Genomic DNA, 24,918 nt, shown 5'->3' with positions numbered 1-24,918 from the left:
TGAAGCGGGGTGGTGAGTGGGGGGTCAGTGCGAGAGGATCTTGCCGAGGAAGTCCTTGGCGCGGTCGCTCCGGGGGTTCGTGAAGAATTCCTCGGGCGTGGCCTGTTCCATGATCTGGCCGTCCGCCATGAAGATCACCCGGTCGGCTGCACGGCGGGCGAAGCCCATCTCATGGGTGACCACGATCATGGTCATTCCCTCCTTGGCGAGCGCCACCATGGCGTCGAGGACCTCGTTGATCATCTCCGGGTCCAGCGCCGACGTGGGTTCGTCGAACAGCATGACCTTCGGCTGCATCGCCAGTGCCCGCGCGATCGCCACGCGCTGCTGCTGGCCACCCGAGAGCTGGGCGGGAAGCTTCTGGGCCTGGTTGTCGACGCCGACGCGCTTGAGCAGGGACATCGCGAGGTCCTTCGCGGCGCCGCCCTTCATCCCCTTGACCTTGATGGGGCCGAGCGTCACGTTCTCGAGGATCGACTTGTGGGCGAAGAGGTTGAAGGACTGGAACACCATCCCGACGTCGGCCCGTAGCTTTGCGAGCGCCTTGCCCTCCGCGGGGAGCACCTTGCCGTCGATGGTGATCTCACCGTCGTCGATGGTCTCGAGCCTGTTGATGGCCCGGCAGAGGGTCGACTTCCCGGAGCCGGATGGTCCGATGACGACGACCACCTCACCACGGGCGACATCGAGATTGATGTTCCGGAGCACGTGCAGATCACCGAAATGCTTGTTGACGTTCTTGAGTGAGACGAGGGGACGTGCCGAGGACGCAGGCGAAGTCGGTTGCGGTTCACTTGTCATGGGAGAAATCTAGCGAACTATTCCTTCTGAGCAATACGAAGCACCGCAAAGGTGTTGATTGTGATTCAAGAGCAACCAAAAATCTGCGCCTGAGATCGTGTTGGTTAGCCTAGGGATATGTCTCCTTACCCGCGCTTCTCCGCCGCCGATGATGCCCGGCGCTCCACAGCCCCCGACGACGACGCCGTGTCCCCGCTCCGCCCCCCGACGCTGCCCTCCAATGGCAGTCGCCCGCAGGCCGGCCTTCCGGGCGAGGCCACGCGGCGCAGGGGCTCGGTCGAGTTGCGGCGCGGCCAGGCAACGGGACCACAGTCGGACAACATGCTCCTCGATTCTCCCGATTCCGGGGGGTTCACCCGCACGGACCCCTGGCGGGTGCTGCGCATCCAGAGCGAGTTCGTCGAGGGTTTCGGCACCCTGGCGGACCTCGGTCCGGCGATCAGCGTCTTCGGATCCGCGCGGACCGCTCGCGATTCGGCCTTCTACTCCATCGGGGAAGAGGTAGGACGGCGGCTTGTCGCGTCGGGCTTCGCCGTCATCACCGGGGGAGGCCCGGGCGCCATGGAGGCCGCCAACAAGGGAGCCTGCGAGGCCGGCGGTGTCTCCGTGGGACTCGGTATCGAACTGCCCTTCGAACAGGGCATGAACGAGTGGGTCGATCTCGGCATCAACTTCCGGTACTTCTTCGCCCGCAAGACGATGTTCGTCAAGTACGCGAGCGGTTTCGTGGTGTTGCCCGGCGGTTTCGGCACCCTCGACGAACTGTTCGAGGCGATGACCCTGGTCCAGACGGGCAAGGTGACGTCCTTCCCCATCGTGCTGATCGGCGTCGACTACTGGCAGCCGCTGCTCGACTGGGTCGAGGGCACGCTCGTCACCGCGGGCACAGTCTCGGAAAAGGATCTCTCCCTGCTGCAGCTCGTGGATACGGCCGAGGAGGCCGTGCGGATCGTGGCGGCGTCCGCAGGTCACGAGCACCACGCCTCCTGACCGTCCCCGAAGGTGACTCTGGCACCATTGCGGTGTGACTATCTTCCTGCTGATCCTCGCCATCCTGCTGGTGGGAGGGACCGCGCTCGTCGCTTCAGGACGGCGGATGCCTGCGCCGCTCGGATGGCGTGCGCCCGAAGCGCCGGCAGGGCGCGACGGGCTCGGCCTGGTGGAGCCGGTGGCGAGCCTGCCACCCGTGCTGCTGCCGGATGATCCCTCAGCGAGGGACATCGACGCCGTGCGGTTCGGTCTCGGTCTCCGCGGCTACCGCATGGACCAGGTGGACGAGGTCCTCGATCGGCTCGCCCTGGCCCTCGACGCGCGGGACGCCACGATAGCGGACCTGCGGGCGCAGCTCGCCGGACAGGACGCCGAACGGTGAGCGGAGCCGTCGCAGGCTCGGACGGCCGCCTCCGCTGCGGCTGGGCCGTGTCCAGCACGACCTATGAGCAGTACCACGACACGGAGTGGGGCCGACCCGTCGTCGGCGAGGCAGCGCTCTTCGAGCGCCTGAGCCTGGAAGCCTTCCAGTCCGGCCTCAGTTGGATCACCATCCTGCGTAAACGGGAGGCCTTCCGACTGGCCTTCGCCGGATTCGACCCCGAAGCGGTGGCGACCTTCGGTGAGCAGGACGTCGACCGACTCCTGGCTGACGCGGGCATCATCCGGAACCGGCAGAAGATCCGGGCGACCATCGCCAATGCGCAGGCACTGCTCTCGCTCCCGGACGGCACCACCCTTGGCTCGGTGCTCGCCCGGCATCGACCGAAGCAGGGTCCTGCTCCGGCCACGCTGACCGACGTTCCCGCAATCACGCCGGAGAGTACCGCCCTGGCACGCGAGCTGCGCGGACTCGGCTTCCGGTTCGTCGGTCCGACGACGGCGTACGCGATGCTGCAGGCGACGGGATATGTCAACGACCACCTCCGGGACTGCTGGGTGCGGGATGCGCCGCTGATGCCGGGGGAGGATCCAGGCCACGCTGGTCCCGTTCCGACGGCGTCGATTCCATGAGCCGTTGGGCCGGCCGTTCCGGACGTTCGGCCAGCCGCGCGCGATCCGACGGAACGGGAACGGGAACGGCAGCACCGGCTGCCGTGTCGCGACGTTCCCGGCTGTTCTCGCACTGGTTCATCCAGGTTCTGGCCATCTTCGCCCTCGGGCGATTCGTCAGCACCGCCATACTCCTCCTCGCCGCTGCCCGCCAGGGTGCCAGCCCCTGGTCGGGGCCCGCGCCCGCCTACGGGACGTTTATCAACTACTGGGACAGCGGGTGGTACGAGCGCATCTTCCGGGAGGGATACCCGACGGAACTGCCCACGGACGAGTTCGGCATCGTGAGCCACAACCAGTGGGCCTTCTACCCGCTCTACCCGGGTATCGTCCGCCTGCTCGACGCCGTCACCGGTCTGGGGTGGGGCATTCTCGCCCCCGTCTCGGCCTGCTTCGCCGCGGCGGCCGCCTCACTCGTGATCTACCGCCTCTTCCTCCTGAGGGCGAGGCATCGAACCGCCCTCGCGGGTGTCGCCGTCGTGTCCTTCGCTCCCGTCTCGGCGATCATGCAGGTGCCCTACGCGGAGTCCCTGCACCTCCTGCTCCTCGCGTCCGCCCTTTATCTGGTGGCGACGCGTCGTCACTACGCGGCAATGCCCGTCGTCGTCCTCATGTGCCTGGCCCGTCCGGCAGGCGTGCCGTTCGCCATCGCCCTGGGCGTCCTGTTCCTCCACGCCGTGTGGGCGTGGCGCGGACCGGGCAGGGACGCCTCCCGTCGGCAGGAGGTGGCACGACAGGTGCTTCCCCTTCTGCTGCTCGGAGCGGTCGCCTCCCTCGCTGCGGTGGCCTGGCCGCTCGTCGCCTGGGCTGTCACGGGCCGGCGCGATGCGTATGTCGCGACGGAGACTGCCTGGCGGGGCGAGGCCCTCACCCCGTTTCTGCCTTGGTTCGAGGCGCCGGCAGCCCTCGTGGGTCCGGCAGCGGGCATCCTCGTGGTCGCGGCGCTGGTCCTCGGCTCAGGAGCGCTGTTCCTCGCGCCGTCCGTGCGTTCGCTCGGCCTGGTCTTGTGCGCCTGGTGCGCCGGTTACCTGCTCTACCTCGCGGCCTTCTGGGATCCCCAATCGAGTACCTGGCGGATCCTGGTGCCGCTGTTCCCGTTGGCACTTTCTGCCGCGTCACTTCGCGGCGGACGCCTCCTCTGGGTGCTCCTGCCGGTGTCGGTGGTGCTGCAGTTCCTCTGGGTGGATTGGCTGTGGGGATGGACGCCAACCGGCTCGGAGGGGGATTATCCACCCTGACTGTGATCCACGCCGCACCTGAATTAGCAGGTGCAGGGCTTGTGCTGAATAATGAAGGTGATGACGTGCACCGCCGGGCCTTTCATCGGGTCGACGGGACGGAGCACTGTTTACTGTCGCGCTGCCGCTCACCGCGGTTGCGCCCTGTTGAAAGGGACCCCCATTATGGCTGCCATGAAACCGCGTACCGGCGATGGACCGATGGAAGTCACCAAGGAAGGGCGCAGCCTCATCATGCGGGTACCGATCGATGGTGGCGGCCGCCTCGTCGTCGAACTGAATGCGGAAGAGGCAGGCAACCTCAAGGACTGCCTGCTCACCGTCACCGGCTAGTAGGGCACCGGCCTCCTGCCGGTGCCCCGCGCCTCCCGGTCATGCCCGTTGCTTGACCGCCAGCAGGAGACCGGTGCCTGTCGGCAGGAGAGCCGACACGAGGGACTCGTCATCGCGGATCATCCGGCCGACCTGACGAAGGGTATTGGTCGACTGCTCCCGCACGGCCGGCTCCGCGACGCGGTCCTGGTCGAGGGCATCGTTGACGATCAGGATGCCGCCTTCCTTGAGGAGTCGCGTCGCCTGCTCGACGTAGGCGGGCAGACCGGCTTTGTCGGCATCGATAAAGACGAGGTCGTACGCGCGATCGGTGAGACGGGGGAGCACATCGGCCGCCCGCCCCGAGATGGTGCGCGTTCGGTTCGACGGGATGCCGGCTTCGGCGAAGGCCTCGCGAGCTGCGCGGAGGTGGTCGACGTCGGAATCGATCGTCGTCAGCACGGCGTTGCGCCCCAGCCCCCTCAGCAGGCAGACACCCGAGACTCCTGCTCCTGCTCCCACTTCCACCGCCGTCGTGGCCTTCGAAGCCGCGGCCAGGACGGTGAGGGCCGCCCCGACGGCCGGTGTCACGGGAGCTACTCCGAGTTCGTGCGACCTGTCGCGCGCCCTGAGCAGGATGTCGTCCTCGTCGGGGAGTCCTTCGGTGTAGGACCAGCTGCTGTGTTTGTCGGCGGCCATGGACGTCCGTTCTGTGGTTCGCGGGAAAAGGGAGCTTTCGGGAGGCCGTAGCCCCGCCCCAACACTACTGTCTGGGGTGCTCGGACTTCCATGCGGACGGAGGGCGGGAGCCGCACGTCCGACGGGCGCGAAGAATAACCGATCGGGCGGCGAAAGGAAGATGCACCACGCATCCAGCTGCCAGCTACTTCACAGCTTCGTGCGAAAGACTTTTCCTTCGGGACATCCAGCATGAAGACAGCTTCGAATCCCTGCTATTACTGCCCCGGCGATGCCGACGGCAGGGCATGATCGGGATCCGTGGCAAGAAGGGGTAGATGATGTCTAGCGTGAAGGCGGCACAGACCGCCGTGGAGGCTGTCGCAGGACCGGACGGGCCCATCCTCGATGAGCACGGCAACCCGTGGGTCGCGCCCTCCTGGGAAGAAGTCGTCACCACCTACTCACCCAAGGTCTACCGACTCGCCTACCGGCTCACGGGCAACAAGTTCGACGCGGAGGACCTCACACAGGAGGTCTTCGTCAGGGTGTTCCGGTCCCTTGCCAATTTCAAGCCGGGCACCCTCGATGGCTGGCTGCACCGCATCACCACGAATCTCTTCCTCGATCAGGCGCGACGCAAGACCCGTATCCGTTTCGACGGACTGACGGAAGAGGCCGAGAGCCGCCTTCCCAGCAAGCATCCGGGCCCGGAACGGAGCTTCGAGTTCAATAACATCGACATCGACGTGCAGGCCGCCCTCGAGGAACTGCCGCCGGACTTCCGCGCCGCCGTCGTCCTCTGTGACCTGGAAGGGCTGGCGTACGACGAAGTGGCCCAGGTGCTCGGCGTGAAGCTCGGCACGGTCCGCTCCCGCATACACCGCGGCCGCACCATGCTGCGGCAGAAGCTCGCCCACCGCGATCCCCGGACGTCCGGTGGAGGTGCCGCCCTGGGCGTCGCACGGGTTGCCGGTCTGGGTTAGGAACAATGCTGCATCCCCATCGCTTCCTGCAGGACCTCGTGGACGGTGAGTTGTCCGACCGGCGTCGGATCACCGTTGAACGCCACGTGTCCCGCTGCACACCCTGCGCTGCCACCGTATCCCGGCTGCGCAGCCTCAAGAGTGCGCTACTGGGGCTTCGCCGACCTTCACCCGACCCGGACTTCCAGCGCAGCCTCCTCTCTTCCGGGCCTCCGAGTGAAGGTCGATCGAGGCTGCACAGGCCCGAGGAACGTACCGGGTCCAGTGCTGCGTTCGTCCGCGACCACCACGAGCGCACCACACCGCCCCGGCGTCGTCGCACCGTCCTCGCGGCGGCCGGCGGCTCAGCTGTCGTCGCCACGGCGATCCTTGGAAGCGCCTACATCGTGGGTTCCGAGGCGCAATCCGTTCCGGTCGAGGCAGCGAGCGGATCCACCGCACTCCGCGCGGGGTGGGAATCGGTTGCGCCACAGACCCCCACGTACCTGGATAACGACCAGCTGGACACCCTGAGGGCCGGAGGCTGGTACTGCCCCGAACTCGAATCCCTCGGGTACACGCTGCAGAGCGCCGAGGGCATCACCGTCGGCGGCAGGCCCACGCTGGAACTGGTCCTCGAAAACGACGGTCACACCGTCACCGTGTACGAGCAGAGGAAGGTCAGCGAGATCCAGGAGGCGGAGGCCGCGCCCCTGAGTGCGGTGTCCGGCAGGACGGTCACTGCGGACGGCTTCGAACATGTCGGGGGAGCCGACAGGGATCTCTGGGTGCGGTCGGGCAATCCCTGGCAGGTGGTGCTCGACTCACCCACGGTGACCTACACGGTCGTGTCCCGCATGCCGGCTGCCGCCATGCCGAAGACACTCAGCCAGTTGGTGACCACGGAGCATGCCCAGTTGTCCCTCGCTCCACAGGGCCAGGACGACTCCATGATGGAGCGCATCATCCGTGGCCTCTCGATGATCACGCATTACCGGGACAATGCCGGATAGGTTCGGCGAGCGGGCGGGAACACCTGTCGAGTATGGCCGGCCGAAGCCGGGAGGGTAGTCTTCTCAGGTGTTGGGAATCAACGGTCTCGAACTCGTGGTCCTGGCGATCATCGCCGTCGTGGTGCTCGGCCCGGAGCGACTTCCGGAGTACGCTGCCCAGCTCGCCCGGCTCGTCAAGGGCCTGCGCCGCATGGCCACGGGAGCGCGCGAGCAGCTCAGGGAGGAAGTCGGCCCCGAGCTCGACGACGTCGACTGGCGCAAGCTCGACCCTCGCCAGTACGACCCCCGCCGCATCATCAAGGAAGCCCTCCTCGACGATTTCGAGGATGTCCTGAAGCCGGTCAGCCAGGGCGCCCCGAAACCGTCCGCGGCCGCTGCGCCCGCCGCAGCCACTGCCGCTGCCGCCGGTATCAGCGCCACCCGGTCAGGCCCGTCCGTTCCCGTCGGGTCCCGCCTCGGTGCCGGACAGGCCGCGCCGTACGACCGCGAAGCGACGTAGTCCGCCGCGTTCCCACCTTCCGCCCGGTCAGCGAGGGCTGACGTTCAGCCTCAGTCCCTCGAGGCCGCGGGGACGGCGGGTCAGCGCTGAGGCGATTGCCAGCAGTTCTGCCCGTGACCTCGACGCCCCGGCACCGAGGACGAGGGGGGTGCCGGCGTCGCCGCCCTCCCTCAACGCGATGTCCAGCGGGATGCTGCCGAGGAGCGGAATGTCGAGGCCGAGAGTGGTCGACAACCTGTCGGCAAGCGCTGCGCCACCGCCGGCTCCGAAGAGTTCGAGCCGACCGCCGTCGGGAAGCTCGAGCCAGGACATGTTCTCGATGACTCCCGCTACACCCTGCCCTGTCTGGGCCGCCATGGCGCCCGCCCTCTCGGCGACGTCTGCAGCCGCGCTCTGCGGGGTCGTGACGACCAGCAGTTCCGAGGAGGGCAGCAGCTGGGCCACGGAGATCGCGATGTCACCCGTGCCCGGCGGCAGGTCGAGGAACAGGACATCCAGGTCACCGAAATAGACCTCGGTCAGGAATTGTTCGAGCGCCCGGTGCAGCATCGGACCGCGCCAGGAGATGGGCTGGTTGCCTTCCACGAACATCCCGATCGAGATCACCTTCACGCCGTGGGCGACGGGCGGGAGGATGAGTTCGTCGACCCGTGTCGGCTGCTGGGTGATGCCCATGAGTGCCGGAACGGAAAAGCCGTAGACGTCCGCGTCCACGATGCCCACGCGGAGTCCCTGCGCGGCCATCGCGACCGCCAGGTTCACGGTCACGCTGGACTTGCCGACTCCGCCCTTGCCGCTGGCGACCGCATAGACGCGGGTCAGGGACCCGGGATCGTTGAACGGTATGCCACGGCGCCCCCCTTCACCCTTCAGCTGGTCCTTCAGCACATCGCGCTGCTGCTGGTCCATGACGCCGAGCTCCACCTCGACCCGGTCGACGCCGTCGACTGCGGACACGGCGGCGTCGGCGTCCTGAGTGATCGTGTCGCGGAGGGGGCACCCCGCGATGGTCAGCAGGACCCGGATGTGGACGGCGCGGTCCCTGATGGACACGGTGTCCAGCATGCCGAGTTCGGTGATGGGTCGGCGCAACTCGGGGTCGATCACCGTGGCGAGGGCCGAGCGCACGGCCTCCTCGGTGGGGATAGGCCTGCTCAACGGACGGGTTTCCTCCCGGCGGGCGGGACCTTCGGCAGCGCCACGGTGCTGTCGGACGGCTTGCGGGGCTTGCGCTTCTGCAGGGTAAGTTCCTGGCCGTCGGTCGTCTCGAGGAGTTCCTCGAGGATGGAGCGCAGCTCGGACCGAACGTAGTCGCGGGTCGCCACCTCGCGGAGGGCGATGCGCAGCTCCGCGATCTCCCGCGTCAGGTACTCGGTGTCGGACAGGTTCCGCTCCGCCCGCTGGCGGTCTTCGCGCATGGAGACGCGGTCCCGGTCGTCCTGGCGGTTCTGCGCGAGCAGCAGCAGGGGTGCTGCATAGGAGGCCTGCAGGGAGAGCATCAGCGTCAGTGCCGTGAACCCGAGTGCCGCGCTGTCGAAGCGCAGGTTCTCCGGGGCGATCGTGTTGAAGGTCAGCCAGACCACGACGAAGACCGTCATGTAGAACAGGAACTGCGGGGTGCCCATGAAGCGGGCGATGTTCTCCGTGCCGCTGCCGAAGCGGTCCGGATTCGGGCGCAGACGCGGGAGGATTCGCTTGCGCGCCTCACGCGGCGTATCGAGTCCGCGTGAATTCGATCGGATCTTCTCAACCACGGCGGTCACCTCGTTTCGGTACGGATGTGTCGTCCTGTGCGCGCCAGTCGTCGGGCAGCAGGTGGTCCAGCACATCGTCGACGGTTACGGCACCCACCAGCCTGCCGTCGGCGTTCACCACTGGCAGCGAGTTCAGGTTGTAGGTGGCAAGGATCCTCGACACCTCGCTCACATTCGCCTGGTCGCCCACGGCTTCGAGATCCGTGTCGATGATGTTGCCGAGCGGCTCGGGCGGCGGATATCGCAGCAGCTGCTGGATGTGCACCACGCCGAGGTAGCGCCCGGTCGGGGTCTCGAGCGGAGGCCGGCACACGAAGATGGACGAGGCGAGGGCAGGTGTCAGCTCCTCACGCCGGACGTGCGCGAGGGCCTCGGCGACGGTCGCCTCGGGCGGGAGGATGACCGGCACCGTGGTCATGAGGGAACCTGCGGTGTCCTCCTCGTACTCGAGCAGCCGCCGTACGTCCTCGGCGTCGTCGGGTTCCATGAGCTGGAGGAGCTCCTCCTTCTGCGCCTCGGGGAGCTCGTTCAGGAGGTCGGCTGCGTCATCGGGGTCCATCTCCTCGAGGACGTCGGCCGCACGCTCACGCGTCAGGGATTGGAGAATCTGCACCTGGTCGTCGTCGGGCAGTTCCTGCAGGACGTCCGCGAGGCGGTCGTCCTGCAGCTCACCGGCCACCTCGATGCGCCGCTTGTCGTTCATCTCGTGCAGCGCGTCGGCGAAGTCCGCGGGCTTGAGATCGTCGTGCTGGGCGACGAACTGCGTTGCGCCCTGCGGCTCGTCCGTCGTCCCGTGGAAGGCGTCGAGCCAGTCGATGATGAGGCGCTCACCGCCGCGCCGGAGTCCGCGCAGGGGCGACGTCGAGCCCCCGCGGCGCACGAACAGCTGCGAGACGTGCCAGTCGCCGGCGCGGTTCCGTTCCATCGCGATGTCCTCGACGACGGCGCTTCCGCTGCCGTCCCGAAGCGTGAGGCGCCGGTCGAAGAGTTCGGCGACCACGAGCATCTCCGCGCCGCGCTGCTCGAAGCGGCGCAGGTTCACGAGGCCGGTACAGATGATCTGCGAGGGGTCCATGGAGGTGATGCGGGTCATGGGTACGAAGACGCGTTTCTTGCCCGGCACCTCCACCACGAGGCCGATGGCCTGCGGGTGTTTGGTGGGACCACGGTCCAGTACGACGGCGTCCCGCAGGCGGCCGAGACGGTCACCCAGGGGGTCGAAGACATCGAGGCCCAGCAGCCGGGCGACGAAGACGCGGGTCGGATTGGTAGTCACGGCTCTAGGCTATCCGGCGTGGCATAGCGGGACGGAATCGGACCGACCTGCGGCGTCCCGATAGCAGTCGCCGCTTCGCCCTGCTCCCAGCATCCACCCAGCTGCCGTCGAGCGAACTGGTAGTCCGCTCCCGGCGATACGCCTCCCATCCGCACGGGCGGTAGGCAAGAATGGGTGCATGTCGACACCTTCACTTGGAACCACTGCCTCCCGCGACCCGGGCCGGGTGCTACCCACCGGCGAGACCATCGGCCGGTACACCAGCTACCTCGATGCCCAGAAGGCCGTCGACTACCTCGCTGACAACAAGTTCGCCGTGCAGCAAATCGCCATCATCGGCAACGACCTCAAGGCCGTGGAGCGCGTCACGGGTCGTCTCAGCTACCCGAGGGTCGCCCTGAGCAGTGCCCTGTCGGGAGCCTGGTTCGGTCTGTTCGTAGGGTTGATCCTGGGTCTGTTCGCGGACAGCGACATGGTGAGCACCGTGCCTTCCTCGATAGCGCTCGGCGCCATCTTCTGGTTGCTCTTCGGTGTCCTCACCTATGCCTTCCAGCGCGGAAAGCGCGATTTCACCTCGACGAGCCAGGTCATCGCGACCAGCTACGACGTCCTCGTGGAGCCGAGCCTCGCAGGGGAGGCGCGTCGGCTGCTGCAGCAGCTGCCCATGAACGGGCAGGCGCAGCACCCGGGGGCGAACTCCTCGGCCTGGGCCCAGGGACAGCAGGCCCAGCAGCCGCCTCACCAGCAGCAGGCGCCCGAACGGCCCGCATCCTGGAACGATCCGTTCCCCGGCCAGCAGGAACCCCAGCAGCAACCCCAGCAGCAGCCCCAGCAGCAGCCTGCCGGGGCCGAGGAGAGCCAGACAGCCGGTCCCGGTACAACCGGCCCGCGCCGGGGACAATTCCCGGACCTGCCCGATGGCCGGCCGCAGTACGGCATCCGCGTAGAGGACCAGCTTCCGGGCAACGCTCCGGCGGACGGCGCAGCAGGCGCTAGCGGCACCCCGGGCGCCGACGGAGAGATCGCAGCGCCGGCTGCAACTGATCCGCCTGCGAATGGCGGGAACCCGGGCGGCACGGGCTCGTCGGCAGCGGGACAGCGCTAGCGCTCAGCGGGACGCCGGCCGTACGTCGGCAGTACATCGGTACGACAGGAAGAGGCGGGGACCAGTGCACTGAGTGCACTGGTCCCCGCCTCTTCCCGTCTCCGTCGGGCTACTCGCCGGTGCTGCCCCAGATGCCGGCGATCCAGTCCTCGACGTCCTCCGGGTGGCGTGGCAGGGCAGCGCTCAGGTTGACCGGTCCGTCGGCGGTCATGAGGACGTCATCCTCGATACGTACGCCGATGCCGCGGTACTCCTCCGGCACGGAGAGGTCTTCCGCCTTGAAGTAGAGGCCCGGCTCCATGGTGAAGACCATGCCCTCGGTGAGCACACCATCCAGGTACAGGTCCCGTTTGGCCTGCGCGCAGTCGTGCACGTCCATGCCCAGGTGGTGACTCGTCCCGTGCGGCATCCAGCGGCGGTGGTGCTGCCCCTCGGGTGACAGTGCCTCCTCGAGCGAGACGGGCAGAAGCCCCCAAGCATCGAGGTTCTCGGCCAGGACGGTGACGGCCGCGAGGTGGATCTCGCGGAATTTGCGGCCGGGCAGGGCCGCTGCAAAGCCGGCGTCCGCGGCGTCGAGCACGGCCTGGTAGACCTTCCGCTGCACATCCGTGTACCGACCGTTGACGGGGAGGGTCCTGGTGATGTCGGCCGTGTACAGGCTCTCGGCCTCGACGCCGGCATCCAGCAGCAGGAGCTCGCCGGCCTTGACATGCCCGGTGTTGCGGATCCAGTGGAGGGTGGTCGCGTTGTTGCCGGACGCGGCGATGGTGTCGTAGCCGAGGTCGTTGCCCTCCTCGCGCGCCCGGGTGAAGAAAGCACCTTCGACGACGCGCTCGCCGCGCGGATGGCTGATGGCACGGGGGAGTGCGCGAACCACTTCGTGGAAACCGCTGACGGTCGCTGCGACGGCGGACGCCATCTGCTCGATCTCCCACGGATCCTTGATGAGCCTGAGCTCGGACAGCACCTCGGCGAGCACGGCGTCGAGGGCGTCGGCCTTCTCGAGGTCGACGCCGGTGTTGATGCGGGAGGTGTCCACCAGCGCGTCGGCATTGAAGTCGACCTCGCGGAGCAGGCGGATGCTCATGCCGCCGATCTCGAAGACGCCTGCGTCCTTCGTGATGGCGACCTCGAGTTCGCTGAGGTCGGCCGTCCGGAGGGACAGCTGCGCCTTGATCTGGGCCATCGAGAGTCGCTGGCCGATCCAGAATTCGCCGAGCCGGGCGTTGGCGTAGAACTCCGCGCTGTCACGCCCTGCGAGTTCGCGGAAGTACAGGGTGGCCACGTGGTTCCCGCCGTCGTCGCCCGTTCCGGGGTCGACGGGCTCGAGCACCAGCACGGCGTCCGGCTCGTGGTCGAGGCCGAGCCCCGTGAGGTGCGCGAAACCGGAGTGGGGACGGTATCGGTAGTCGGTGTCGTTCGAGCGGACCTTGAAGGGTCCGGCCGGCACGACGATCCGTTCCCCCGGGAAACGATCGGAGACGGCCCGACGGCGGCGCGCTGCATGGGCGGCGACGGGTGCCTCGGCCGGGAGCTCCTCCGAGGCCTGCGCCCAGTCACGGGCCATAAAAGCCTTGAAGGCGTCGGAGTCGGGCCGCTGCGAGCGGTTCTCGTTGCGGTCGGACAGGGGCTGGCCCTGCCCTGTGTGTGTGGAGTTCTGGGCTGCGGATGCGGTGTCGTCGGTGCTCACCCTGTCATCGTCTCACCGTGGCCGCGCAGCGGGAAAGTCCGGCCACGGGTCGCATCATCGGGCCCGCCGCTGCGAGGCCCCGGTTCCGGGTGGTCCGGGCAGCGGGATGAGCGGAAATGCCTGATGACGCTGAGCCGCTGGCCGGAGATGCAACGCATGGCGCGTACATTGAATCCGGTGAGAATCGATCTGCACACGCACTCCAATGTCTCGGACGGCACCGAGGATCCCGATGTCCTGATTGCCTCCGCCGCCTCAGCAGGGCTCGACGCCGTCGCGCTCACCGACCATGACTCCACTGCCGGTTGGGACAGGGCGAGGACGGCGGCGAAGGCACATGGCATCACTTTCGTCCCCGGGATGGAGGTCTCCTGCCGGACGGACACCGGCATCAGCGTGCACGTGCTGTCCTACCTCCACGACCCGCTGCATGCCGGTCTGCGCCACGAGATCGAGAAGTCACGGTCGGCCCGGCTCACCCGAGCCCGCCGCATGGTCGAACTGATGTCCGAGGACTACCCGATCACCTGGGCCCTGGTGCAGGAGCACGTGACGGAGGGCGCCACCGTGGGACGGCCGCACATCGCGGACGCGCTGATCGCCCTCGGCATCGTCAGCACTCGCTCGGAAGCCTTCGAGCGCGTCCTGACCGCGCGCTCGCCGTACTGGGTGAGCCACTACGCACCGCATCCCGCTCACGCCGTCGCCCTTATCCGGGATGCCGGCGGCGTGCCCGTCTTCGCGCATCCATCGGCTTTCAACCGGGGAGCGGTGGTGGGCGGTGCCGTGATCGACGAGATGATCGACGCCGGACTGGTGGGCCTCGAGGTGGAGCACCGGGACAATCCCGACGGCGCCCGGGTCGAGCTGCGGAGGATCGCCCGGGACAACGGCCTGCTCGTCACCGGTTCCAGCGACTACCACGGGACCGGCAAGCCGAACCTGCTCGGTGAGAACGTCACGACGAGCGAGACGTTCGAGGCCATCATCGGGCTCGCCACGGGGACGCCGGTCAGCTGAACGGTCCGCAGGGGTGGTCCTGGCGTGCAGACTCAGGGCTCGGGCCCGTGCTCACGTCCAGGGAGCGAGGCGGGCACGCATGACGTCGATGGCCTGCGGATTGCGGTCCACGCAGACGAAGCGACGGCCGAGCTTGCCCGCCACCGCACCGAGGGTCCCTGATCCGGCGAAGAAGTCCAGGACCCAGTCGCCTTCGCTGCTGCTGGCAGCAACGGCGCGTCGCAGCAGGCCCTCCGGCTTCTGGGTGGGGTAGCCGGTCTTCTCGCGGCCGGTCGGGGACACGATGGTGTGCCACCACACGTCGGTGGGCAGTTTGCCGAGTGCAGCCTTCTCGGCCGTCACGAGTCCGGGTGCCATGTAGGGTTCCCGGTCCACCTCGTCGCTGTTGAAGTAGTAGCCGGCTGGGTCCTTCACGTAGACGAGGATGTTGTCGTGCTTCGCGGGCCACTTGCGCTTGGCCCGGGCGCCGTAGTCGTACGCCCAGATGATCTCGTTCAGGAAGCACTCGCGCCCGAACAGGGCGTCCAGCATGACCTTGGCGTAGTGCACCTCGCGGTAGTCCAGGTGCACGTACAGCGTCCCGTCGTCCGTCAGGAGGCGCCAGGCCTCTGCGAGCCGCGGAGCGAGGAAGTCCCAGTAGTCCTCGAAGGCGTCGTCATAGCTCGAGAGGATTCCCTTGACGGTCGAGTAGGACTGGCCCTTGAAGCCCACGCGGTCACCGGAGCCTTCGACCGCCCGCACCATCGTCGTCGGCTGCCGTCGCTGCACCCGGCCGGTATTGAACGGCGGGTCCACGTAGATCATGCGGAAAGACGAATCCGGAAGTGTCGCCAGGTACTCGGCGTTGTCGGCGTGCACCACGAGGTTGCGACCTTCCGCGCTCCAGGACGGAGGCGCGGAAGGCACGGAGAGTTCGGTCACCGAGGGCTAGTCCTCTGAGCCGCCGGCGGGGTTCGCGACGACCTCGCCGTTGCGGCGACGGGTGCGGCTGCGGCGCGGGCGGTCGCCCGCAGGTGCCTCGGCCTCCCCGCCGGCGCGACGACGGCGCCCGCCACCCTCGGTCGTATCTCCTGCCGCCGACCCGGTCGCGGGTGCGGCAGCCGACTCTGCTGGTCCGGTGGTGTCACCGGAACGGTTCCCTCCACGGCCACGACCGCGCGACCCGCGGGAGCCCTGGCCGGACTCGCTGCTGTCCGTGGACGAGCCGCCGTCGCGGCGCTGACCCCCGCGACCGCCCGAGCGTCCGTGTCCGCCGTCGTTCCCGCTGCCGGCGGAGCGGGTGCTGTCCGCGTGGGCGCCGCCGCCGCGCTTGCCGGTCTCGCCGAGGTCCTCGAGGACCTCCGCACCGATACCCGCGAGCTTCCGGTCCTTGCGGGGGAGGCGGCCCTTGGTCCCCTCCGGGATGTCGAGGTCCGTGTAGAGGTGCGGTGATGACGAGTAGGTCTCTACCGGCTCCGGCGCGTTCAGGCCGAGGGCCTTGTTGATGAGGCCCCAGCGTGGGAGGTCGTCCCAGTCGACGAAGGTCACGGCGGTGCCCTTCTTGCCGGCACGGCCCGTACGGCCTACGCGGTGCAGGAAGGCTTTCTCGTCCTCGGGGCACTGGTAGTTGATGACGTGGGTGATGTCCTCGACGTCGATGCCGCGGGCAGCGACCTCGGTGGCGACGAGCACGTCGATCTTGTCTCCGCGGAAGGCGCGCAGGGCCTGCTCGCGCGCACCCTGGCCCAGGTCACCGTGGATGGCGCCGGCCGCGAAACCGCGGTCGATCAATTCCTCGGAGAGCTTCGCCGCGGTGCGCTTCGTCTTGCAGAAGACGAGGGTGCGGCCCCGGTTGCGGGACTGCAGGATCCGGGCGACGACCTCGGCCTTGTCCAGGTTGTGTGCCCGGTAGATGACCTGGCGGATGTCCTTCTTGGTGATGCCCTCGTCCTCGGGATCCGCTGCGCGGATGTGCGTGGGCTGCGTCATGTAGCGGCGGGCCATCGCGATGACGGGGCCGGGCATGGTTGCGGAGAACAGCAGTGTCTGGCGCACCGGTGGCGTCGCGGCTATGAGGGTCTCGACGTCGGGCAGGAAGCCGAGGTCCAGCATCTCGTCGGCCTCGTCGAGCACCACGATCTTCACGTTCTTGAGGACCAGCAGCTTCTGCCGGTACAGGTCGATCAGGCGACCGGGCGTCCCGACCACGATCTCGACACCGCGCTTGATGGCCTCGATCTGGGGCTCGTAGGCGCGGCCGCCGTAGATGGTGACGATGCGCGCGTTGCGCTTCTTCGCCGCCGTCGTCAGGTCGCTGGCCACCTGGACGGCGAGCTCGCGTGTGGGGACGATGACGAGGGCCTGCGGTGCACCGGGCACCGGGAGCTTGTCGTAGCCCGCGTCGTCGGGCCCGACGACGCGCTGGATGGCCGGGATGCCGAAGCCGAGGGTCTTGCCGGTACCGGTCTTCGCCTGGCCGATGATGTCGTGGCCGCCGAGGGCGATCGACAGTGTCATCGCCTGGATGGGGAACGGGTGGATGATGCCCGCATCGGCGAGCGACTCCACGATGTCCGGGCGGACGTTGAAGTCGGCGAAGGTCTCCGCGACGGGAGCGTGCGGCTCCTCGGTGGTGATCAGGGTCTCTTCGACGTCGATGGCGTCCGTGGAGTTGTCGGCGACGAGGTGGTGCGTGTCGGTCGTCGTGGCGATATCTGCTATAGCGCCGTGGTTCGTGTCGTGATCTGTATTGTGCACGTTCTACCGTTCATTCAGGCCGTGCGGCCGCCGAGGCTCGACGCCCGGATGATGACCATCCGGTGCGGAGCGTATCGGCGGGCGCAGAGCGTCCAGTGGAAGCCGATCGCGGGCTTGCGACTGCGTGCGGGCTGCGGAGGGAGACCTGCGCCCGCGGGAAAACTCGGGATCGAGTAGGTACTGCGGGTTATCGAAGAGTGATAACGACCGGGCATCCATTACTACGCATCAAGACTACCCTGCCTGTCCCTGCGCGGTGTCATCGCGCGCTTGCGGAAGCGTGTCCGTCGGTTTCACCTCGAATCGGAGGAGGCGGCGGGCGATATCCGCCTCGAGGAGGACCACGGTCACCCGCTCGCCGGCCACGAGCTCGCCGTAGCATTTCGCCTCCAGCGGTGGTTCGGTGACCTGGACCGTGCCGGACAGCCGCGGTGCCTGCCTGCCGGGCGCGTCCTCGACGGCGGGCGGCGAGCCCTGCAGGACGATGGCGGAGAACGCCTCGCCGATGCGGTTGCTCAAAAGAGCGGCCTGCACGGCGTCCATCGCTCCCGCGTCCAGCCGGGACGCCGTCTGGTTGGAGGAGGCCATGAGGGCATTGAGGTGCGGGAGCGCCGAGCGGACCCACCCGGGTACTTCCTCGCCAGCGCAGAGGGACGCGCAGGTCACCAGCACGAAGCGGTCCACGAGGCGGCGGAGGGGGGCGGTGGTGTGGGCGTAGGGTGCGGCGATGGCCGACTGCACCAGGGAGTCCGGCACCTCGCCGTCGAACGCGGTGTAGCCCGCACCGCGGAAGAGCGAGGCCGCCGAGTGCATCAGCGCCAGTTGCCGGGGATCGGTGACGTCGAGCGTGCGGAGGAAGGCGCCGTAGGGCATGTCCCTGGGCCATGGGTGCTCCAGCGCTTCGGACTGGCGCCGGAACTTGCCCAGTGCGCCCTCGTCCGGAGACGGCAGGGTCCGCAGGATGCCGATGCCGCCGTCGATCATGATCCGTGCGGCCGCCATACCCGTCATGAGCGAGATCTGGGCATTCCAGTCCTCGCAGGGCAGCGGCGGTTCCGTGACGATGGCGTAGCTCTCGCCGTCGTGGGTGATGTCCTGGCGGGGGAGGTTGAGGCTGGCGCCGCCCCGGTCGAGCTCCTGCCGGATGCGGAGCACTCCGATCTCCCGCAGGAGCATCAGTTGCTCGTCCGCCGTGCCGGCGTCGATGTCCGCCTGTACCTGTGCGTAGGTCAGCTGGCGCCGGCTGCGGACCGTCGCGCGGCTGACGTCGACAGAGAGGACCACCGCCTCGGCGTCGAGCTCGAAATGCCAGACGAAGGCCGGCCGGTCCTGCTCGGGAAGGAGGCTCGCTGCGTCCTCGGAGATGACCTCCGGATGGAGGGAGATGCGGCCGTCCGGGGCGTACATGGTCTGCCCGCGAAGCCTCGCCTCGGTATCGATGGCTCCGCCGGGCGCAACGAAGAGTGGAACATCGGCGATGGCGTACCAGACCTCGTAGCCCTCGCCGGCGTCGCCGGTACGGCGGGCGAGGTGCACGGCCTGGTCGAGGTCCGTCGAGCCGGGCGGATCGATGGTGAGGAAGGGCAGGTCCCGCCGGTCCGCCGGAGGAAGGCGATGCAGCGCCACCGATGCGTCCGCTTCCTGCAGGACGTCGTGGGAGAAACCCTCACGGATATCGAGTTCCTCGCGCAGGGTTCGCAGCGACTCCGTCAGCCGCTGCTGGGACTCGCGGTCCCTGAGGTCCATATGCTGTGCTGGCACGCACCTTACGGTAATGCACGTCACAGACAACGGGGCAGTCCGGCGAGGACCGCCCCGGGCTTGCCCGGCCCTCCTGAGTGCGTACTCTTAGCAGAATGAACAAGGGCTCCTCCGACAGCACCGCCGTCTCCGCCACGGGCACGGACGGGACGCAGGACCGGTCGGCGCCGGTGGCGCAGTCGCCGGTGGCCGCACCGGGTGGTCCGTCCCCGGTCGCGCCGACCTCACTCGCAGGCCCGGCGAGCGCCGCCGAGGACGCCCTCGCGAACCCCCGCTATGCCCGCTTCGTCACGGACCTCCTCGGCGTCATCGCGTACGGCGAGCTGTCGGGGTTCGAGCGGCTGTCCTCCGATGCGCGCTTCTCTCCGAGCCTCGCGGACAGGGCGAGCCTCGGTCGCCTCGCAGTCCTCGAGTTCGAGCATTTCGAGATGGTGGGCCGCTTCGTCGGCGGGCTCGGGACCACGATCGAGGATGCCATGGCGCCGTTCCAGGCCTCCATCGACGCCTTCCACGAGCGCACCCGCCCCGGTGACTGGTACGAATCGCTGATGAAGGCCTACGTGATCGACGCCTTCTCCGGGGATTTCTACCGTGCCCTGGCAGACAGCCTGGATCCTCGGACCCGCGACCTCATCAGCGCAATCGACTCGGGCGACGGCGCCGCCCACCTGCAGCGCCGCCTCACGGAAGCGCTCTCGGACGACCCCCGCCTCGCCTCGCGCCTGGCGCTGTGGGGCAGGAGGCTCGTGGGTGAGGCGCTCACCCAGGCACAGCGGGTCGGCATCGAACGCGAATACCTCGCGGGGCTGCTGTTCGCCAATGAGGCCGACCACACCCAGCACACGACGGCGCTGTTCTCGAAGCTGACCCGCAACCATTCCCGGCGGATGAGTGCCCTGGGACTCACGGCGTAGTCCCGCTCGGGACGAAAAAAGAACCCGCGGCCGACGGCGCATGCCGTGGACCGCGGGTCCTGCCTGCAGTGCTGAAGCTGCAGGGGTGAAGCTAGAGCGCTCCAAACCCCACGCGGCGGGACTCTTCGGCGCCGATCTCGACGTAGCCGAGGACGGACGTGGGCACGATCACCTGACGGCCCTTGGAATCCTTGAGGCGCAGTTCCGAACCGCCGCTCATGGCTGAGGAAACGAGTTCGGCGAGGGCGTCCGCGCTCTCGGCGGAATCGAGGATGATCTCCCGGTTGACGTTCTGGATACCGATCTTGACTTCCACGGCGGGTGCCTCCTGTGTAGTGAGCGTTGTGCTGCTCCGAACCTACTCTAGATCTCCTTGGGGAAACGGCTGATTCCGCGCCAAGCTAAACGGTAGATGAGCTCAGCGGCGGCGTCGATGTCGAGGCTCCCGTCCGTCTCCAGCCAGTAGCGCGCGCTGATCTGGGCCATGCCCGCGAGGCCGCGGCCCAGCAGGGTCGCCTCCACCATCGAGAGCTGCGTGTCCCCGGCGATGACGCCGGCGATGGCACTGGCGAACTGCGCGTTGAACTCCTCGAGACGGCTGCTCACGTCGGGCTCGTTGCTGATGTCGGACTCGAACACGAGCCGGTGCGCCTTGCTGTCCTGCGCGATGAACTGGAAGTAGGCCCGCATGGTTGCGTGCACGCGCAGCTTGTTGTCGTCCGTCGACTTCAGGGCGTCGTGCAGCAGCAAGGTCAGTTCGGCGAGGTGGCTGTCGAGCAGTGCGAGGTAGAGGTCCCGCTTGCCGGGGAAGTGCTGGTACAGCACCGGCTTGCTGACCTTGGCCGCGACGGCGATGTCATCCATCGCCGCACCGTGGTAACCGTTGCCCACGAAGACTTCCTGTGCTGCCGCCAGGAGCTGCCGCCTGCGTTCGTCCCGCGGCAACCGGACGGCTTTTCCTGCGGCGGTCGGTTCAGCAATCACGTAGGGCGATCCTCGGGTTCTTCGGGCGGCTGGCGTCCGATCAGTGTACCCACGAGCGACACCGCGGCATCAGCGTTCGTGCCCGCTACCTCCCCGTGACCCGGTGCTGGGCGCGAGCACACTGGCCCGGCGCGCCATGGCCGGAATACCCTTGGGCATGACCGCTTTGTCGCCCGCACCCAAGGCCCCCGTCGGGGCCGCAACCCTCGCTGACCCGGGGCAGGCGGGTGCTCCGCTGCCTCCGCTCGTCGAGCCCGCGGGCAGCCTGACGCGGGACGAGACCCTGCGCTACTCCCGGCACCTCATCATCCCGGGCTTCGGTACGGAGGCGCAGCTGCGCCTGAAGAACGCCCGCGTGCTCGTGGTGGGAGCGGGAGGCCTCGGTTCTCCGACACTGCTGTATCTGGCGGCGGCGGGCGTCGGCACGCTCGGTATCGTCGAGGACGACGACGTCGAGCTGTCCAATCTGCAGCGCCAGGTGATCCACGGCATGACGGACCTCGGCCGGTCGAAGGCGGAATCGGCGCGCGACAGCATCCTCGAACTGAACCCCCTGGTGGAGGTGGTGCTGCATGAGGAGCGGCTCGACCGCTGGAACGCGCTCGGGCTCTTCGCGGACTACGACCTGATCGTGGACGGCACGGACAACTTCGCCACGCGCTACCTCGTCAATGACGCCGCCGCGCTACTCGGCAAACCCTATGTCTGGGGTTCCATCCTCCGCTTCGACGGCCAGGTCAGTGTCTTCTGGCAGGACCACGGCCCCACCTACCGTGACCTCTACCCGGAAGCACCGCCGCCCGGGGCCGTGCCGTCCTGCGCGGAGGGCGGTGTGCTCGGCGTGCTCTGCGCGCAGATCGGGTCCGTCATGGTCAACGAGGCCATCAAGCTGATCACCGGACTGGGCACGACGCTCCTTGGACGGGTGCTGGTGTTCAACGCCCTCGACATGACCTGGCGGGAACTGCGCGTGCGGCCGGACCCTACGGCGCAACGGGTCACGGAGCTCATCGACTACGAGCAGTTCTGCGGCCTGCCTGCACAGGGAGCGGCCGACGCCGGGGCGACGGACGGCACCGTCCCCGAGGAACCGGTGCCGACCGTCAGCGTGGAGGAACTGGCCGCCCTCCTCGTCGAGCGTGACGCCGGAACGGCCGACTTCGATTTGCTCGACGTGCGCAACCCGGAGGAGTACGCCATCGTCAGCATCGACGGCGCGCAGCTCGTCCCGAAGAACCTGATCCTCGACGGCGACGTCCTGGTGGACAGCGCCAGGACCGTGCTGGTCCACTGCAAGTCCGGGGTTCGATCGGCCGACGTCGTGCGTTTCCTGCGGGCGCAGGGACATCCGGATGCGCGGTCGGTCGGCGGGGGGATCATCGAGTGGGTGCGCAGGGTGGAACCGGAGAAGATGACGTACTGAGGGGATGTGCGAGCCGCGCCCCGAGGCTCGGAACCGGTCAGGCGCTCTGTGCGGGCCGTTCGTGGTCCACGGGGCAGACGGCGCCATCGGCGTGCGCGTGGGTAGCGTGCAGGCGGGCGCCGGTAACGGCGGCGTCGGACACCACGGCTGCTGTGTCGGCATCCTTCGTGGCGGCAGCTTTGTCAGCGGCAGCCTTGTCGGCGGCAGGCGCGACGTCGATCCCGTACAGCGCCTGGAGGCCCGCGGTGTACTCGTCCTGGCGTCCCTCGGCGGCGAGTTCGCGCGCACGCACGGTCGGTACGTGCAGGAGTTGGCGGACCATCCGGCGGAGCGCGAACTCGACCTCCTCGGCGGCGGCCGTGCAGCCGTGCTGGGCGCGGACACGTTCCATCTCGGAATCGAGGACGGACTGCGTGTGGCGGCGCAGGGCCACGATGGCCGCGTTCATCGCGCGGGTGGTCTGCTGCTCCTCGAAGCTCCGTGCTGCATCGCGTACCAGGTCGCTGGCCTGGGCGAGGGCATCCGACTGCTCCCCGGGTGCTGCGGCCCGGACGGACTCGAGGGTGATGAGCTCCACGTCGTCGAGCATGCCCACGGCGGGATCGAAGTCGTGGCTGAGGGCGAGGTCGATGACGACGAGCGGGCGGGTGCTGCCCTCGCGGATCCGCTCGAGGTCGCCTGCGTCGATGCGTGCGTCGCTGCCGCTGCAGCCGATGACGACGTCGGCCCGGCGCATGGCGCCCGGCAGTTCTGCTGCGCTCACGGCGGTTCCGCCGCGCGTGGCGACGAAGGCTTCGGCGCGTCCGGAGGAGGAGAACACGGAGATGTCGGTGCAGCCCCGGTCCTTCAGCGCGGCAACGGTGGCGCCCGCGTAGGCACCGGTCCCGAACAGGACGACGGTCTTGCTGGACCAGTCGGCGTCCTCGGACAGGTCACTGGCCAGTTCGAGGGCCACGGAGACGATGGAGCGGCCGCGGCTGCCGAGCGCCGTCTGCGCACCGACGTCCTTCGCTGTCCGTGACGCAGCCTGGAACAGGCGGACCAGGCCGCCGCTGGCGGCTCCGGAGCCCTGTGCGTCGATGAGGGCGCGGCGGACCTGGCCCGCGATCTCCCGCTCGCCGATGACGGCGGAGTCGAGGCCGGCACCGACGGCGAAGAGATGTTCGGCGACGTCCTGCCCTGTGTGCGTCTCGAAGGACGAGGAGACGGAGTGTTCGGGGATGCCTGAGTACGCACTGATCGTCGAGACGATCGCTGAGCGGGCGGCCTCGATATCGTCCTCCGAGGGGGCCTCGGCATAGATCTCGAAGCGGTTGCAGGTGGCGAGGACGACGGCGCCGGCGACCGCCCTGTCCTCGGCAAGCACGGCGGAAGGAACCTGGGGCGCCCCGACGCTGAGTCGGGCAACGGTTTCCAGGTCCACATTCGAGTGTGTCGCTACAAGTGAAAGAAGTACCACAGCCCTTCGATCATACCGAAAGCACCTCTCTTCCACGGAATAGGACAGCCTTACCGGGGCTTGCGCACCGCGGAATCATGCGGGATTCTGCCCCTTCGCGGTTCCCGTGATGTTGGCCACGCATCCCACCGGGCGGACGGCGCCGGTTAACCAAAAGCTGCGATCTTCGGCAGAATCGGCGGTATGGACCTTGGAGCATCACACCCGCTGGTCGACGGACGCACGTCCGGCTCGGCACTCATCTCCGCCTACCGCGGGCAGACTCCTCATCGGCGTCCCGTGTGGTTCATGCGCCAGGCCGGGCGCTCCCTGCCCGAGTACCGCGCGCTGAGGGAGGGCACGAACATGCTCGAATCCTGCCTGGATCCCGCGATGGCCTCCGAGATCACACTGCAGCCCGTGCGTCGCCACGATGTCGACGCCGCCATCTTCTTCTCGGATATCGTGATCCCGCTCAAGCTGGCAGGAGTCGACGTCGACATCGTCCCCGGCGTCGGGCCCGTACTCGGCGCTCCGATCCGGTCGGCCGCCGACGTCGCCGCCCTGCCCACCCTGACCGACGAAGCCCTCGAGCCCATCCGCCAGGCCGTCGCACTCACCGTCGCGCAGCTCGGGACCACGCCGCTCATCGGGTTCGCCGGCGCACCCTTCACGCTGGCCGCCTACATGGTGGAGGGAAAACCTTCCCGGGACCACCTCGGTCCCCGCACCATGATGCACGCCGACCCGGAGACCTGGACGGCCCTGACCGACTGGGCGGCCGACGCTTCCGGCCAGTTCCTCCGTGCGCAGCTCGAGGCCGGTGCCAGCGCGGCACAGCTGTTCGACTCGTGGGCCGGTTCCCTCGGCCTGGCGGACTACCGTCACCACGTCGCGCCGGCCTCCCGCAGGGCGCTGGACCATGTACGGGGCCTCGGTGCTCCGCTCGTCCACTTCGGCACGGGCACCTCGGAACTGTTGGTCGCGATGCATGAGGTAGGCGTCGACGTGATCGGCGTCGACTACCGGCTGCCGCTCGACGAGGCCAACCGGCGCCTCGGCGGAACGGTCCCCCTGCAGGGAAATATCGATCCCGCACTGCTGCCCGCACCGTGGCCGGTCCTCGAGCGCCATGTGCGGGCCGTGCTCGCCGCCGGGTCCTCGGCGCCCGGTCACGTGGTGAACCTCGGTCACGGCGTGCCGCCCGAGACGGATCCGGACGTATTGACGCGGGTCGTCGAGCTCATCCACTCGGTGGAGCCGTAATC

Annotated in this window: 25 protein-coding genes; 13 read left to right on the top strand and 12 right to left on the bottom strand. The window is 68.3% G+C overall.

The features are described 5' to 3' along the window. Window positions 1–24 precede the first annotated feature (24 nt). Complete coding sequence (locus D6T63_RS12575; protein ID WP_120149391.1) at window positions 25–801, bottom strand: amino acid ABC transporter ATP-binding protein; 777 nt, start codon at window positions 799–801, stop codon at window positions 25–27. Between the two features lie 117 nt (window positions 802–918). On the opposite strand from D6T63_RS12575, the gene D6T63_RS12570 reads away from it, so the two are divergent. From D6T63_RS12570 to D6T63_RS12550, 5 genes are all read left to right on the top strand, one after another. Next, window positions 919–1,791, top strand: coding sequence for an LOG family protein (locus tag D6T63_RS12570; RefSeq protein ID WP_120149390.1), 873 nt, complete (start codon window positions 919–921; stop codon window positions 1,789–1,791). Between the two features lie 34 nt (window positions 1,792–1,825). Then, window positions 1,826–2,173 carry a DivIVA domain-containing protein gene (locus tag D6T63_RS12565; protein WP_182976989.1) on the top strand — a complete coding sequence of 116 codons (348 nt, stop codon included), beginning with the start codon at window positions 1,826–1,828 and terminating at the stop codon, window positions 2,171–2,173. Continuing rightward, entirely contained in the window at window positions 2,170–2,805 is a 636-nt protein-coding gene (locus D6T63_RS12560) for a DNA-3-methyladenine glycosylase I (RefSeq protein ID WP_120149389.1), read from the top strand. Before D6T63_RS12565 ends, D6T63_RS12560 begins: the two co-directional genes overlap by 4 nt. After that, window positions 2,802–4,082: a hypothetical protein gene (locus tag D6T63_RS12555; protein WP_147394367.1), complete on the top strand. Its 1,281-nt coding sequence runs from the start codon at window positions 2,802–2,804 to the stop codon at window positions 4,080–4,082. Before D6T63_RS12560 ends, D6T63_RS12555 begins: the two co-directional genes overlap by 4 nt. 165 nt (window positions 4,083–4,247) lie before the next feature. Then, window positions 4,248–4,415 (top strand): DUF3117 domain-containing protein, encoded by a 168-nt coding sequence (locus D6T63_RS12550; protein WP_082471292.1) that lies wholly within the window; start codon window positions 4,248–4,250, stop codon window positions 4,413–4,415. A 39-nt stretch (window positions 4,416–4,454) separates the two neighbouring features. Here D6T63_RS12550 and D6T63_RS12545 read toward each other — a convergent pair whose 3' ends face one another. After that, the gene (locus D6T63_RS12545) at window positions 4,455–5,093 is read right to left on the bottom strand and encodes an O-methyltransferase (protein ID WP_120149387.1); all 639 of its coding nucleotides are present in this window, start codon (window positions 5,091–5,093) and stop codon (window positions 4,455–4,457) included. A gap of 317 nt (window positions 5,094–5,410) precedes the next feature. Between D6T63_RS12545 and sigE the strand changes: the two genes are divergently transcribed. The 3 genes from sigE (at window position 5,411) to D6T63_RS12530 (ending at window position 7,549) form a co-directional block, all read left to right on the top strand. Then, complete coding sequence (gene sigE, locus D6T63_RS12540; RefSeq protein ID WP_407923742.1) at window positions 5,411–6,058, top strand: RNA polymerase sigma factor SigE; 648 nt, start codon at window positions 5,411–5,413, stop codon at window positions 6,056–6,058. 5 nt (window positions 6,059–6,063) lie between these two features. Further along, window positions 6,064–7,050, top strand: coding sequence for an anti-sigma factor family protein (locus D6T63_RS12535; RefSeq protein WP_120149386.1), 987 nt, complete (start codon window positions 6,064–6,066; stop codon window positions 7,048–7,050). A gap of 67 nt (window positions 7,051–7,117) precedes the next feature. Then, the gene (locus D6T63_RS12530; RefSeq protein ID WP_120149385.1) at window positions 7,118–7,549 is read left to right on the top strand and encodes a Sec-independent protein translocase family protein; all 432 of its coding nucleotides are present in this window, start codon (window positions 7,118–7,120) and stop codon (window positions 7,547–7,549) included. Window positions 7,550–7,576: 27 nt separating this feature from the next. Here the strand turns inward: D6T63_RS12530 and D6T63_RS12525 are convergent, their stop codons facing one another. Genes D6T63_RS12525 through D6T63_RS12515 form a run of 3 tightly spaced genes read right to left on the bottom strand, consistent with a single transcriptional unit; the run spans window position 7,577 to window position 10,579 of the window. Next, entirely contained in the window at window positions 7,577–8,707 is a 1,131-nt protein-coding gene (locus D6T63_RS12525; RefSeq protein ID WP_235830730.1) for an Mrp/NBP35 family ATP-binding protein, read from the bottom strand. Then, on the bottom strand, window positions 8,704–9,303 hold the full coding sequence (locus D6T63_RS12520) for a DUF1003 domain-containing protein (protein WP_235830729.1): 600 nt from the start codon (window positions 9,301–9,303) through the stop codon (window positions 8,704–8,706). The genes D6T63_RS12525 and D6T63_RS12520 overlap by 4 nt, the downstream gene beginning before the upstream one ends. Next, window positions 9,296–10,579: a magnesium transporter gene (locus D6T63_RS12515; RefSeq protein ID WP_120149384.1), complete on the bottom strand. Its 1,284-nt coding sequence runs from the start codon at window positions 10,577–10,579 to the stop codon at window positions 9,296–9,298. The genes D6T63_RS12520 and D6T63_RS12515 overlap by 8 nt, the downstream gene beginning before the upstream one ends. A gap of 178 nt (window positions 10,580–10,757) precedes the next feature. On the opposite strand from D6T63_RS12515, the gene D6T63_RS12510 reads away from it, so the two are divergent. Then, complete coding sequence (locus D6T63_RS12510; protein ID WP_182976987.1) at window positions 10,758–11,684, top strand: general stress protein; 927 nt, start codon at window positions 10,758–10,760, stop codon at window positions 11,682–11,684. A 109-nt stretch (window positions 11,685–11,793) separates the two neighbouring features. On the opposite strand, the gene D6T63_RS12505 is transcribed toward D6T63_RS12510, so the two are convergent. Then, the gene (locus tag D6T63_RS12505) at window positions 11,794–13,374 is read right to left on the bottom strand and encodes an aminopeptidase P family protein (RefSeq protein ID WP_120149383.1); all 1,581 of its coding nucleotides are present in this window, start codon (window positions 13,372–13,374) and stop codon (window positions 11,794–11,796) included. Between the two features lie 177 nt (window positions 13,375–13,551). Here D6T63_RS12505 and D6T63_RS12500 point away from each other — a divergent pair, with 177 nt between their 5' ends. After that, window positions 13,552–14,394, top strand: coding sequence for a PHP domain-containing protein (locus D6T63_RS12500; protein ID WP_120149541.1), 843 nt, complete (start codon window positions 13,552–13,554; stop codon window positions 14,392–14,394). Window positions 14,395–14,445: 51 nt separating this feature from the next. Here D6T63_RS12500 and D6T63_RS12495 read toward each other — a convergent pair whose 3' ends face one another. From D6T63_RS12495 to D6T63_RS12485, 3 genes are all read right to left on the bottom strand, one after another. Then, window positions 14,446–15,315 (bottom strand): DNA-methyltransferase, encoded by an 870-nt coding sequence (locus D6T63_RS12495; RefSeq protein ID WP_235830728.1) that lies wholly within the window; start codon window positions 15,313–15,315, stop codon window positions 14,446–14,448. Window positions 15,316–15,321: 6 nt separating this feature from the next. Next, on the bottom strand, window positions 15,322–17,085 hold the full coding sequence (locus D6T63_RS12490) for a DEAD/DEAH box helicase (protein ID WP_120149539.1): 1,764 nt from the start codon (window positions 17,083–17,085) through the stop codon (window positions 15,322–15,324). A gap of 279 nt (window positions 17,086–17,364) precedes the next feature. Beyond that, entirely contained in the window at window positions 17,365–18,891 is a 1,527-nt protein-coding gene (locus D6T63_RS12485; RefSeq protein WP_328588673.1) for an RNB domain-containing ribonuclease, read from the bottom strand. Between the two features lie 95 nt (window positions 18,892–18,986). On the opposite strand from D6T63_RS12485, the gene D6T63_RS12480 reads away from it, so the two are divergent. Then, on the top strand, window positions 18,987–19,805 hold the full coding sequence (locus tag D6T63_RS12480; protein WP_120149381.1) for a ferritin-like fold-containing protein: 819 nt from the start codon (window positions 18,987–18,989) through the stop codon (window positions 19,803–19,805). Window positions 19,806–19,896: 91 nt separating this feature from the next. Here D6T63_RS12480 and D6T63_RS12475 read toward each other — a convergent pair whose 3' ends face one another. Then, window positions 19,897–20,121, bottom strand: a complete 225-nt coding sequence (locus D6T63_RS12475; protein ID WP_120149380.1) for a DUF3107 domain-containing protein — start codon at window positions 20,119–20,121, stop codon at window positions 19,897–19,899. Between the two features lie 47 nt (window positions 20,122–20,168). Then, on the bottom strand, window positions 20,169–20,789 hold the full coding sequence (locus tag D6T63_RS12470; RefSeq protein WP_120149379.1) for a TetR/AcrR family transcriptional regulator: 621 nt from the start codon (window positions 20,787–20,789) through the stop codon (window positions 20,169–20,171). A gap of 157 nt (window positions 20,790–20,946) precedes the next feature. On the opposite strand from D6T63_RS12470, the gene moeB reads away from it, so the two are divergent. After that, window positions 20,947–22,212, top strand: a complete 1,266-nt coding sequence (moeB, locus tag D6T63_RS12465) for a molybdopterin-synthase adenylyltransferase MoeB (protein WP_120149378.1) — start codon at window positions 20,947–20,949, stop codon at window positions 22,210–22,212. Window positions 22,213–22,249: 37 nt separating this feature from the next. Here the strand turns inward: moeB and D6T63_RS12460 are convergent, their stop codons facing one another. After that, window positions 22,250–23,671, bottom strand: a complete 1,422-nt coding sequence (locus tag D6T63_RS12460; RefSeq protein WP_120149377.1) for a glutamyl-tRNA reductase — start codon at window positions 23,669–23,671, stop codon at window positions 22,250–22,252. A 183-nt stretch (window positions 23,672–23,854) separates the two neighbouring features. Between D6T63_RS12460 and hemE the strand changes: the two genes are divergently transcribed. Beyond that, the gene (hemE, locus tag D6T63_RS12455; RefSeq protein ID WP_120149376.1) at window positions 23,855–24,916 is read left to right on the top strand and encodes a uroporphyrinogen decarboxylase; all 1,062 of its coding nucleotides are present in this window, start codon (window positions 23,855–23,857) and stop codon (window positions 24,914–24,916) included. The last annotated feature ends 2 nt before the right edge of the window (window positions 24,917–24,918 follow it).

This window comes from Arthrobacter cheniae, assembly GCF_003602275.1.
In the GTDB taxonomy this organism is placed as follows: domain Bacteria; phylum Actinomycetota; class Actinomycetes; order Actinomycetales; family Micrococcaceae; genus Arthrobacter_D; species Arthrobacter_D cheniae.
Note: the sequence above shows the minus strand (reverse complement) of the source record. Positions and strands in the feature narration are given on the sequence as shown.